Raw genomic sequence first — 12,496 nt, 5'->3', positions numbered from 1 at the left:
GCCCGCTGTCCACCCGCTTAAGCTGGAGTTGCAACGGGATGACCATGTCCTGGGCCGAACTACATTCCCTGCTCAACCGCCTGCTCGGACTGGCGCGGCGCACCGGTGCCAGCCTGCGGACGCGGGGCTGGCGTGCGACCTGGAGCCGGATCAGGGTCCACAGCCAGCCAGCCGCCGCCGCGCCGCGCACCGCCCTGTTCCTGCCGGCACAGGCGCCGTTCGCCGCGTTCGCGGTGCCGGCCAGCGCGTCACCGCAGGTCAGCATCATCATTCCGGTCTACAACCACTTCGAACACACCCTGGCCTGCCTGCGCGCGCTGTCCGCGTACCCGCCACCCGTGCCCTGCGAGATCCTGGTGATCGATGATGGCAGCCGCGATGCCACGGTGGCCTGCCTGCCGCAGGTGCAGGGACTGCGTTACGAGATCCGTGCGTCCAACGGGGGATTCATCGAGGCGTGCAACGACGGCGTGGCGCGCTCGCGCGGCACGCATGTCGTGCTGCTCAACAACGATACGGTGCCCCAGCCCGGCTGGCTCGATGCCCTGCTCGATACCTTCGCGCAGGTGCCCGGCGCGGGCCTGGTGGCCTCGCAGCTGCTGTATCCGGACGGTCGCCTGCAGGAGTCCGGTGGCGTGATCTTCAGCGACGCCAGCGGCTGGAGCTACGGCCGCTTCGAATCGGCGGACGATCCGCGCTACGCCTCCCTGCGTGACACCGATTACGCCTCCGGCGCAGCGCTGATGCTGCCGCGCGCCCTGTGGGACAGCATCGGCGGATTCGATACCCGCTACCGCCCGGCCTACTACGAAGACACCGACCTGGCGTTCCAGGTGCGTGCCCGTGGGCTGCGCGTGCTGGTGCAACCGGCCAGCCGCGTCGTGCATGACGAAGGCACCAGCAATGGCACCGATCTCAACAGCGGCGTCAAGGCGCACCAGGTGCGCAACCAGCAGGTCTTCGCGGCCAAATGGGCGTCCACCCTGGAAGGCTTCCCGCCGCCGGGCAGCGTGCCCTCGCCTGCCCTGCTGCATCGCCACCGGCGGCAGGTGTTGATCCTGGACGAAACAGTGCCGCGCCCGGATCGCGATTCCGGCTCCCTGCGCCAGTTCAACCTCATCCGCCTGCTGCTCCAGGAAGGGCTGCACGTGGTGTTCGTGCCCACCCGCCGCGAGCACGCGGGCAGTGCCACCGAGGCCCTGCAGCGGCTGGGCGTGGAGGTCTGGTACGCGCCGTTCCTGCAGCAGCTGGGACCGTGGCTGCGCGGGCACGGCACGCGTTTTGCGGTGGTGATGATGGTGCGTCACCACCTCGCGCAGGAATGCCTGCCCCTGGTCGAACGGTACGCGCCGCAGGCCCGGCGCGTGTTCGATACGGTGGACCTGCACTACCTGCGCGAGCGACGGGGGGCGGAGGTGGCCAATGCACCGGCCCTGCTGCGCGCCGCCGAACGCACGCGCGACAGCGAACTGGCCGTCATGCAGCGCTGCGATGTCACGGTGCTGGTGAGTGCGGCCGAGCGCGAGCAGCTGCGCCTGGATGCGCCCGACGTGCAGGTGGAGCTGATCTCCAACCTGCACGAGGTGGCCGGTGCCGGCGCCCCGTTCGATGCGCGCCGCGACCTGGTGTTCGTGGGGGGCTTCGGCCATCCACCGAATCTCGATGCCATGCAGTGGTTCATCGGGGACGTGTTCGCGCGCATCCGCGCCGAACTGCCCGAGGTGACGTTCCATTGCATCGGCGCGGGCACGCCGGAGGCACTGGTGCACCTGGCGCAGGCACAGCCGGGGGTCCGGCTGCACGGCTTCGTGGAGGACATCACGCCCTACATGGATGGCTGCCGGATCGCCGTGGCGCCGCTGCGTTTCGGCGCCGGCGTGAAGGGCAAGATCAACCTCAGCATGGCGCATGGGCAGCCGGTGGTGGGCACCACGTGCGCGGTGGAAGGCATGCACGTGGAGGATGGTGTGGATGCACTGGTCGCCGATGATGCCGCCGGCTTCGCCGCCGCCGTGGTGCGGCTGTACCGCGACAGGGCGCTGTGGGAGCGGCTCTCAGCCGGCGGCCTGCGCAACGTGGACACCCATTTCTCGCTTGAAGCGGCGCGTGCCAGCGTGCGGCGCACCTTCCTCGACTGAGGCGTCTCGATCAGGGCGCGATGCTGGAGCGCGCCGCCTGCAGGCGTTCCTCGAACGGCGGCAGCTCACTGAGCGCTGGAAACCAGAACGCCGCCTGCCCGGCGGCGCGGGTTGCGAACACCACGTCGCCGCGCCCGAGGCGCTCGCTGCCGACGGCGAGCCAGCGCTGCGCAAGACGGCGCCGCGCCGGCTCCAGTGCCGTGTCGCCGGGTGCCAGCGTCTGCCACGCCTGCAGGCAGTTTCCCGCCGCCTCCACACGGTTCTGCCGCAGGCCGTCATCGAAGCACTGCCGGGTCGCCGGCAGCAGCCGGGCCGCGGCGCGCCGCACGCGCGGATCACGGGGGGCTACCGCCTGCGCGGCGCGCAGGGCATCGAATGCGTTTTCCCCGGGTGGATTGATGAACCGACCCTCGCGTTCGGCTTCTTCCATCCTGGCCAGCAGCGGCTGCACAGCACGCGTTGCGCGCGGCGACCCGGCCCGCGCGCCGGCGCTTGCCTCCAGCGCATCGCGGGCGGCACGGTCGCGCTGCAGCTGCTGTTCGGCGAACAGCGCCGCCGCCGTGGCAACGCCCAGTGACCGTGCCAGCTCGATGTCACGCTGCGCAGCGGCCAGTTGGAAATCACCGCCGAGGCGCTGGCTGCGCGCCAACAGGGCGCTACCCAGCGCGTCGCGTGCCTCCTGCGCGCGGCTGTCGTCCGGCACCACCGAGAGCACGCTCTGCAGGCTCGCCGCCGCACGCTCCCACTGCCCCCGCCGTCGCTCGCGCGCGGCGCGTGCAAGGCGCTCGTCCAGTGCAGTGGCCAGTGCGGCTTCGCTGGCCGGCAGGTCGGCGTGGCCAGCGTCGAACCCGCGCGCCTGTGCCAACTGCCGCGCAGCGGCCTCCAGGTCCCCCCGGCCCGCCGCCTCGCGCGATTGCAGCAGCAGATCGGTCAGTGCGTCCTCGCGGCCTTCCAGCGCCTGCAGGTTGTCCGGCCAGAGCGCCAGCACGCGGGCAAACAGCGGCAGCGCCGCCGCCTGCCCATCGGCCAGGCGGCCTTCCGCCAACGCTTTTCCCGCCTGCTGCAGCAACGCCTGGTGACCTACCGCCGCCGCACGCCGATCACGCAACAGCCTTTCAACGGCGGCCGTGCCAGGCTGCGGCACCTGCAACTGGCGCGCGAGCGCGAGCGATGCCTCGGCCGCCTCCAGCTCCCCGGCCTCGACCTGCGCGCGGGCGCGCGCCAGCGCCGCCAGGCCGGTGCGTGCAAGACCTTCGCGGGCCTCGGGACGATCGCTGTCCAGTGCCAGCGCGGCCACGAACCGTTCGCGCGCGCCGCTCCCGTCGGCGGCACTCAGCCGCCCTGCCGCCAGCGCCTGTTCGCCCTGCGCCAGCAGCTGCGTGGTGCGCGGGGCCTTCATCACCCAGTCGCCCAGCGGCTGGCGCAGCAGCACCAGCACCACGAACAGCAGCAATCCACCCACGGCGGCCCAGCGCCAGATCCGGCGCGCGTGCCGGGCATGCACCCACCACCAGCGACCCTCGCGCCGCACCCGTGACAGGGCGTCGCGCGCGTGCTCTCCGGACGGGCGATGCGCAGGTTCCATGCGGCAAGCTTGTCATGCCTGCCGTGAAATCAGCCCTGTCGCCGCGCCTGGCTCACGCCCGGCAAGGCATCCAGCTTGCCCAGGAGCGTGGACAGCTGGTCGAAATCGGTGACCTTCAGCCGCAGCCGCAGGTGCGCGCGGCCGCTGTCACGCACGTTGTCGCTGTGGATGTCGAGTACGTAGGCATCCTCCTGCGCGATGAGGTTGGTGATGTCCTTCAGCAGCCAGCGCCGGTCCACGGCGTCCACCACCACATCCACCTCATACCCGCTGCCGGCCCGCCCCCACTCCACCGGCAGGATGCGCTGCGGGTGCGCCGCGGAAAGACGCGCCAGCGCGATGCAGTCCGCACGGTGCACGGTGACCCCACGGCTGCGTGTCAGGTAGCCGACGATCGGCTCGCCGGCGACCGGCTGGCAGCAGCGCGCGAGCTGTACCAGCAGGTTGCCCACGCCCTGCACGGTGAAGTTGCTGCGGCCGAGCCCCTCACGGCGCGCCGTCGGTCGCGGCAATGCCGGCGCCTGTACCGGCTGGCTCACAGCACGCTCGGCTTCGAGCAGCGCGCGGCTGATCTGGTTCGGCCCGGTATCGCCCAGCGCGACCTGGATGTAGAGATCCTCCACGCTGTCAGCGTGGAAGCGCCGGTTCACGGTGGACAGGTCCGCCTGCCCGAGACCCAGCCGCTTCAACTCGCGGTCCAGCAGCTCGCGCCCCGCCTGCAGGTTGCGGGCGCGGTCCAGCTTGTGGAACCAGTTGCGCACCTTTTCGCGCGAGCGGTTGCTGGCCAGGTAGCCGGTGGCGGGCAGCAGCCAGTCGCGCCGAGGATCGGCTTCCTTCGCGGTGAGGATTTCCACGCGGTCGCCGCTGCGCAACCGGTAGGTCAGCGGCACGATGCGGCCATTGACCTTCGCCCCACGGCAGCGGTGCCCGACCATGGTATGCACGTGGTAAGCGAAATCCAGCGGCGTGGCGCCGTATGGCAGGTCCATGACCTCGCCCTTCGGGCTCAGCGCGTACACGCGGTCTTCGGTGAGTTCGGCTTCCAGCGCACCGGCCAGCTCCGCGCCCGGCGTGTCGTGCGCCTGCTCGAGCAGCTGGCGCATCCAGGTGATCTTGCGATCGAACGCCATCGAAGCGCCCTTGCCGCCCTCCTTGTATTTCCAGTGCGCGGCCACGCCCAGCTCGGCCTGCGCGTGCATGTCATGGGTGCGGATCTGCACTTCGATCGTGCGACCTTCCGGCCCCACCACCGCGGTGTGCAGCGAGCGGTAATCGTTCGCCTTGGGCCGCGCGATGTAGTCGTCGAACTCGCTCGGTACCGGGGCCCACAACGCGTGCACCACGCCCAGCGCGGCGTAGCAGGAGGCCACGTCGTCCACCATCACGCGCACGGCGCGGATGTCGTAGAGCTGGTCGAAGGAAAGACGCTTCTTCTGCATCTTCCGCCAGATGCTGTAGATGTGCTTCGGCCGTCCACTGACCTCGGCACGGATGCCCTGTGCCGCAAGTTCGCGGGAAAGCGCCTTCTTGACCTGCTCCACGTAGCGCTCGCGCGCTACGCGTGTCTCGTCCACTTCACGGGCGATGCGGCGGTAGGTCTCCGGTTCGAGGAAGCGGAAAGCGAGGTCTTCCAGCTCCCACTTCAACTGCCAGATGCCCAGGCGGTTGGCCAGCGGCGCATGGATATCGCGCGTCAGCTGGGCGATGCCGCGCCGCTCGTCGTCGTCCAGGCGGTCCGCCGCGCGCATGCGGGCCAGCTGCCGCGCCAGCAGCACCGGCACCACGCGCAGGTCCTGGATGATCGCCAGCAACAGCCGGCGCAGGCCTTCGCTGTTGCGTCCCGCTTCGCGCCCAGCATGCAGGGCCCAGACCTGGTCGGCCGCATCAAGCCCGTCCAGCAGGCCGGCCACCGCCTGCGGATGGGTCAGCGGCAGCGCCCCGATGCCCGCGCGCAGCCCCGGCAGATCGAACAGCAGTGCGGCCACCAGCGCGCTCTCATCCGCCGACAGCAGCGCCAGCGCATCGAAGGTGTCGGCCAGCGTGGGGGCACCTGCTGCGGCTTCATGGCTGCATTCGGGTGATGCCCACGCGGCCTGCAGGGCAGCACGCAGCGCATCGGGGATGACCGCGGCCGAAGGGCGGTTGAGCAGGCCTTCCAGGCCGGGTACGGAAGCGGGGGTCACGACGATCACGAGTAGGACGGGTACGACCCTACACTAGCGCCGCACCCGTTCAGGAACAATGGTTCCTGCCCGTCCCGGCCAGCATCTCCATATGCCCGGCAGGGTCACCGCCAAGCGGTATCGGAGCCGCCGCACGCGCCGCCGCACTGTCCTACAATCCGCTCAATCCCTGGAGAAGCCGCATGCCCCTGCCCTCGTTCCGCCTGTCCGCCTGCCTGCTGGTCCTGCTGGCCGCCTCCTCCACCGCAGCGGCACAGCGCGCGGGCGCTGGCGAGCTCCGGCAGCAGATGAGTCCTGCCGAGTTCAAAGCTGCGGGCCTGGACAAGCTCGATGCCGCCGAACTCGCCGCACTTGATCGCTGGCTGCAGGCACGCGCCGGGGCGGCCGCCCTGGAAGCTGCGCGCGAGGAAGGCCGCCAGGAAGTGGTCAGCAAAAACCGCGGGTTCCTGGATTTCGGAAGCCGCGAGCCCATCGTATCGACGCTGCCGGGTGAGTTCCGTGGCTTCGCGCAGGGACGCGTCTACGTGCTGGGCAACGGGCAGCACTGGGAGCAGACCGACGGAGCCAGCGTGGGCGGCGTGCGCCGGCAGGATGCCGGGGTGAGCATCACACCCTCGCTGACAGGTGCCTGGTACATGCAGGTACAGGGGGTCAACACCCGCGCCAAGGTGAAGCGGGTGAAATAAACCGTACCGCCCGGGACGATCCTGCAGGAGTGAGCCCGCTACAGGGCAACGTAGCGGGCAAGAAACGTGCGTATCTCGGGGTCCCGCAGCCGCACGTAGGAGGAAGGCCCCTGATCTGCACAAGCGGAGGCGGCACTCGCCAGTCCGATCTGCAACGGACGACGCTGCCCGTCCACAAATGCGAACAAGGGACTGCCGTTGCCACTCCCGCAGGGTGCCAGCCAATCGACCCGCTCGACACACAGGCGCGTGGTGTCGTCGAGGTCTCCATCACCGTGCGCGCTGCAGTGCACAGCAGCTCGCAGGTAGGTCTCCGAAGCCCGCCTCAAGGCACTTCCCATCCCCCATCCTGCCACCGTCCATGGCGCATCGAAGTGCTCGGGCGCAGCCGACAGCACCGGTCGAAGGTTCACGCCGGCCGGTGCGTCCAGTTGGATCACGGCAACGTCGTAGCGGTTGCCTCTTGGAGTTCCGTCGTAGCGCGGATGCAGGAACACGCGTGCCCGGCCATCGGCACCCCTCAGCGGATGCCGCACGATGCCTGCCCCCACGTCGGCCAGATCGTCCCGCCCGATCACCAGGTGCAGCCGGGTTCCATCGTCGCCGGACCGTACCAGCTCGGCCACGCAGTGCGCCGTGGTGACCACCACCACCGGAGACAGCACGCTGCCGGTACATACCGGCTGGGGCGCCTGATCCGGCGATGCCTGCCACTGGATTGAGGTGACAAAGGCCAGCGGCTCATCCGTGAACCACGTCAATGTGCTTCGGTTGGCCCCCTGTGCCACCGTGCTCCCGGCAAAGGCCAGCAGGACAAGGGCCGCCATCCCGTGTATCAGGCAGCTCGGAAATAGGCGGTGTCGGCACTGCATTTCTGCTCACCTCAGGCCGGACGGGTCATCGAGACCACAGGGACAGACACCATGCCAACGTGGCCAGGCCCGCGCACACGACGCCATCACATCATTCAAATTTTCAATCAACTCGACGTGGTGGTATCAGAGTGCCAGGCGTGCAGCGGAGCGCGTCAACGACCGCGCTGCAGTTCGCTGACCCGCTGGGCCACTTTCTTCGCCGAAATGCCGCCGCGTCCGATGAGCTCCTGCGCGAACAAGGACACCCGCAGTTCCTCGATGTCCCAGCGCAGGGCCTGCCACTGCGGGCGCTGCTGCTGCCCCTGCTGCCGGCCCGCCTCCAGCGCGTCCAGGAACGGGTGCAGCTCCAGCATGCGCGCCTGGTCACGGGGCGGGTCACGCTTGGCGCGCTCGGTCCGCAGCAGCATCGCCTTGAGATAGCGCGGGTACTGCGCCAGCACCGTCGCCGGTGTCTCGCGCAGGAAGCCCGGGTGCACCAGCGCGGCAAGCTGGCGTTCCATGTCATCCAGGTTGCCCCGTGCCCAGCCCATCAGCGGCGCTTCCAGTGCAGGCTTGACCTGGGCCACCAGCGAGAGGATCTCCTCGGCCAGCGTGAGCCGCTGCATCGCCTCCCCGAACAGCGCCTTGGCGGCGGCCTCGCGACGCAGCTCGAACGCCTGTGCATCGCGTATTTCGTCGAGCCCCTCGTCAAGCACCGCGTTCAACGCCGCGTCCACCAGATCACCGCGCAGCCGCTCCTGCGACTCGATCGCCGCATACAGCAGGCCGGTCTTCGGCGCGACCGGCAACTGCTTGCGGGCCTGTTTGACCTTGTCCGAGAGGGCAATCTCCAGCAGCCGCCGGACACCGCGCGGATGCGCTTCCACCGCTTGCTGGCGGTCGGCGAAAATCCGCAGCGCGGCCTCATCGCCGGTGTCGACAAGCGCAGGGAACGCGGGCACGCCCGCTTCGCCGGGCACCTGCAGCGGGATGGGTGCGGACGGGAACGTGCGCAGCCCCTCAGCGACCATTTCCTTGCCCACGCGCGCGGCGAAGGCCTGTCCGGCCTGGTCGCCAAAGCGCGCACGCAGTGCGTCCAGGTCACGGGAAACGGCCAGTACCTTGCCCTGCGCATCGCGCAGCCGCAGGTTCATGTGCAGATGGCTGTCGATCGAGGCCGGATCGAAATCCGTCGCCGCTACCGCCGCGCCGGTGGCACGCGAAAGGAAGCGCGCCAGCTCGCCCCGGATGTCGTCGGCGCTGCCGTTGGGGAAGGCTTCGAGGAACGCGCGCGCGAAGTCCGGCGCCGGCACGTAGTTGCGGCGCATCGCCTTGGGCAGGCTGCGGATCAGAGCCGCCGCTTTGTCGGCCACGAAGCCGGGCGCCAGCCAGCCCAGCTGCACCGGGTCCAGCGCATTGAGCAGGTGCAGCGGCACGTCCAGGGTCACGCCATCGTCGTCGGTGCCGGGTTCGAAACGGTAATGCAGCGGCAGCCGCGCATCGCCCAGCGCGAGATACTTGGGAAAGCGGTCTTCCTCGCTGCCTTCGCCCGGCAACAGGTCGACCAGCGACCACGTCAGCCCGCGCCGTTTTTCCGGCGGCAGCGTCTTCCACCACGCTTCCAGCCCACGGGTGGAATGGATCTCGCCCGGCACACGGTCCAGGTACCAGCGCGCCTGCCAGCCTTCATCGGCCACGATCCCGGCACGGCGCAGCTTGGCTTCCTCCTCGCGCGCCTGCTCCAGCACCTTCTGGTTTTCGGCCACGAAACCGGCGCGGGTCGTGATTTCACCGGTCACCAGCGCCTGGCGCACGAAGATCTCGTGCGCTTCCATCGGCGCGATGCGACCGTAGTGGACGGGCTTTTTCGGCGCCAGCACCAGCCCGAACAGGCTGATCTGTTCCGAGGCCAGCACCTGCCCTTGCGCACGCGACCAGTGCGGATCGGAATGCCGGCGCAGCAACAGGTGCGGCAGCTCGGCGATGACCCAGTCAGGCTCGATGGCGGCATTGGTCAGTCCCCAGATTTTCTGGGTGTCCAGCAGCGTGGCGGCCAACAGCCACGGCGGCGGCCGCTTGGCCAGCGTCGAGCCGGGGAAGGGCAGGAAGCGGCGCTGTCTCGGGGCCTGGAAATCGCCCTTCTCCGTGCGGTGCCCGATCTGCGTGGGCAGCCCGGCGATCAATGCCCGGTGCAGGGCCTGATAGGCCGCCGAACGCGCGCGCTCACTGAACCCCTCGCCGGCCGGCATCCGTTCGGGACCCCGCGCGGACGCAGCAACCGGCAGGGCGGTCGGCTCGGCCGGCTTGCCTTCGCGCGCCAACCGCGCGGCACGGTGCAGCTGGCCGCGCGTGGCCTTGACCGCGGTGGCGTCGTCGCGCGCCGGCGCCGGCGCCTTGCTGCCGGCGAGCAGGGGGGCCATCGACGCGTCCATGCCTTCTTCCTGCCAGCCCAGTTCCTCGCACAGCAGGCGCAGCTGCCGGTGCAGTTCGCGCCACTCGCGCATGCGCAGGAAGCCGAGGAAATTGCGTCCGCACCAGTCGCGCAGCTTCGATTGCGTGAGGTCCTCGTGGGCCTGCCGGTAGGCATCCCAGAGGCGCAGCACCCCGACGAACTCGGACCGGCCATCAGCGAACTGCGCATGTGCCGTATCGGCCGCGCCACGCGCTTCCGGCGGTCGCTCGCGCGGGTCCTGGATGCCCAGGAACGAGGCGATCACAAGCATCGGCCGCAGGCAGCCGGCCGCCTGCGCGGCCACCAGCATGCGTGCCAGCTTGACGTCCACCGGCAGCCGCGCCATCTGCTTGCCGATGTCGGTCAGCCGCCGCTCGCCGTCCACGGCCCCGAGCTCGGCCAGCTGCTGCCAGCCATCGGCCACAGCGCGCTCGTCGGGTGATTCCAGGAAGGGGAAATCCTCGATCCGGCCCAGGCCCAGCTGCAGCATGCGCAGGATCACCCCGGACAGGCTGGAGCGGCGGATTTCCGGGTCGGTGAAAGCGGGGCGCGCCTCGAAATCCGGCTCGGCGTAGAGGCGGTAGCAGATGCCCTCGGCCACGCGGCCGCAGCGGCCCTTGCGCTGGTTCGCGCTGGCCTGCGATATCGGCTCGATATGCAGCCGATCCAGTTTCTGCCGGGGACTGTAGCGCTTCACGCGGGCGAAGCCCGGATCGACCACGTAGCGGATGCGCGGCACGGTCAGCGAGGTTTCGGCCACATTCGTGGCCAGCACGATGCGTCGGCTGGACCCCGGGTTGAACACCCGGTCCTGGTCCTGGTTGGAGAGCCGCGCGTACAGGGGCAGCACCTCGGTCTGGCGGTATTTGCGGCGCTCCAGCGCCTGGTGGGCATCACGGATCTCGCGCTCGCCCGGCAGGAAGATCAGGACGTCACCGCGCGCATCCTGGCGTGTGATTTCGTCCACCGCCGCCACGATGGCATCGTTGACCGTCCGTTCGCCCTGCGATTCGCCCTCGCCTTCCAGCGCGCGATAGCGCACCTCGACCGGGAACGTGCGCCCTTCCACGCTGATGACCGGCGCGTTGCCGAAATGCTCGGAAAAACGCCCCGTATCGATCGTGGCCGAGGTCACGATCAGTTTCAGGTCGGGACGCTTCTTCAGCAGCTGCTTGAGGTAGCCCAGCAGGAAATCGATGTTGAGGCTGCGTTCGTGCGCCTCGTCGACGATGATGGTGTCGTAACGCGAAAGCCAGCGGTCGCTGGCGATCTCCGCCAGCAGGATGCCGTCGGTCATGAACTTGATGCGGCTGTCCTCGCCGACCTTGTCGTTGAAGCGCACCTGGAAGCCGACCAGCTGCCCGAGCTCGCTGTCCAGTTCCTGCGCCACCCGCGAAGCCACCGCGCGCGCGGCGATGCGACGTGGCTGCGTGCAGCCGATCATGCCCGCTTCGCCGCGGCCGGCCGCCAGGCACAGCTTGGGCAGCTGGGTGGTCTTGCCCGAGCCGGTCTCCCCGGCGATGACCACGACCTGGTGACGGCGGATGAGATCGATGATCGATTCGGCTTCACGCGCAATCGGCAGCGCCGGGTCCAGAGTGATGGGCGGCTTCTGGTTCGCCCGCTCCTGACGGCGCTGCAGCGATGCCTGCAGGGCCTGCTCGAACGCCTGCGCCAGGGCGGCATCCTGTGGCCTGGACTGCCAGCGCGAGAGCAGACCCAGCAAGCGGCCCCGGTCGCGGGTCATCGCGCCATCGAGGGCAGCACGCTGCGCTTGCAGTCGGGACGCCGGAGTTTTTTCAATAGAGTTCATCAATCGATTCAGTTTGTTTTTTGAAGGCGACCAGTCACAAGTTCTGGTCTATCGTGAAGATCATCGCATCCATAAGGAGAAACGTCCCCATGGCAAAGACCAAGAATCCGGCCAAGAATCCGCCCAAGGCCCCGAAGGTGCCCGCCGTCAGCGACAAGCCCAGCATGCAGACGCTGGCGGACGCGGCACCTTCCGCGCCCGGTATCGATATCGGGATCAAGGAGGGCGAGCGCAAGAAGATCGCCGATGGTCTGTCGCGCTACCAGGCCGATGCATTCACCTTGTACCTGAAGACCCATAACTTCCACTGGAATGTGACCGGGTCGATGTTCAACTCGCTGCACACCATGTTCGAGACCCAATACACCGAGCAGTGGGCGGCGCTGGATGAGGTTGCCGAGCGCATCCGGGCCCTGGGCTTCAACGCGCCGGGCTCCTACCGCGAGTTCGCCGCGCTGACGTCGATTCCGGAAGAAGAAGGCCTGAGCGACAGCGCCGACTGGCGTGAAATGGTCCGCCAGCTGGTGGTCGCCAACGAAGCGGTGTGCCGCACTGCCCGCCAGGTGCTGGACGTGGCCGATGACGCCGACGACGCCCCCACCGAAGACCTGATGACCCAGCGCCTGCAGACCCACGAAAAGTACGCCTGGATGCTGCGTTCGCTCCTGCAGTAAGTGTCCGGGGGCGCAGCCCGTCCACTCGCGCATTCCTCCTGTCCCCCCGCCTTCGGCGCGCCGCAGGAGCCTCTGGCTCCTGCCCACGCACACCTCCTATCCCCTCGCCTT

General features: G+C 69.2%; 7 protein-coding genes. 3 read left to right on the top strand and 4 right to left on the bottom strand.

Annotation, left to right across the window (positions count from 1 at the left end):
- Nucleotides 1-38 precede the first annotated feature (38 nt).
- Nucleotides 39-2,138 (top strand): glycosyltransferase, encoded by a 2,100-nt coding sequence (locus FHY09_RS02985; RefSeq protein ID WP_166923963.1) that lies wholly within the window; start codon nt 39-41, stop codon nt 2,136-2,138.
- A gap of 10 nt (nt 2,139-2,148) precedes the next feature.
- On the opposite strand, the gene FHY09_RS02980 is transcribed toward FHY09_RS02985, so the two are convergent.
- On the bottom strand, nt 2,149-3,723 hold the full coding sequence (locus tag FHY09_RS02980; RefSeq protein WP_166923961.1) for a hypothetical protein: 1,575 nt from the start codon (nt 3,721-3,723) through the stop codon (nt 2,149-2,151).
- A gap of 29 nt (nt 3,724-3,752) precedes the next feature.
- Complete coding sequence (locus FHY09_RS02975; protein WP_166923959.1) at nt 3,753-5,906, bottom strand: RelA/SpoT family protein; 2,154 nt, start codon at nt 5,904-5,906, stop codon at nt 3,753-3,755.
- A gap of 182 nt (nt 5,907-6,088) precedes the next feature.
- Here FHY09_RS02975 and FHY09_RS02970 point away from each other — a divergent pair, with 182 nt between their 5' ends.
- Nucleotides 6,089-6,592: a hypothetical protein gene (locus FHY09_RS02970; RefSeq protein ID WP_166923957.1), complete on the top strand. Its 504-nt coding sequence runs from the start codon at nt 6,089-6,091 to the stop codon at nt 6,590-6,592.
- A 38-nt stretch (nt 6,593-6,630) separates the two neighbouring features.
- Here the strand turns inward: FHY09_RS02970 and FHY09_RS02965 are convergent, their stop codons facing one another.
- Nucleotides 6,631-7,419 carry a trypsin-like serine protease gene (locus FHY09_RS02965; protein WP_166923955.1) on the bottom strand — a complete coding sequence of 263 codons (789 nt, stop codon included), beginning with the start codon at nt 7,417-7,419 and terminating at the stop codon, nt 6,631-6,633.
- Between the two features lie 200 nt (nt 7,420-7,619).
- Nucleotides 7,620-11,711 (bottom strand): ATP-dependent RNA helicase HrpA, encoded by a 4,092-nt coding sequence (gene hrpA, locus FHY09_RS02960; protein WP_166923953.1) that lies wholly within the window; start codon nt 11,709-11,711, stop codon nt 7,620-7,622.
- A gap of 89 nt (nt 11,712-11,800) precedes the next feature.
- Between hrpA and FHY09_RS02955 the strand changes: the two genes are divergently transcribed.
- Nucleotides 11,801-12,385, top strand: coding sequence for a Dps family protein (locus FHY09_RS02955; protein WP_166923951.1), 585 nt, complete (start codon nt 11,801-11,803; stop codon nt 12,383-12,385).
- Nucleotides 12,386-12,496: the final 111 nt, after the last annotated feature.

It is taken from the genome of Xanthomonas sp. 60, assembly GCF_011761925.1.
Note: the sequence above shows the minus strand (reverse complement) of the source record. Positions and strands in the feature narration are given on the sequence as shown.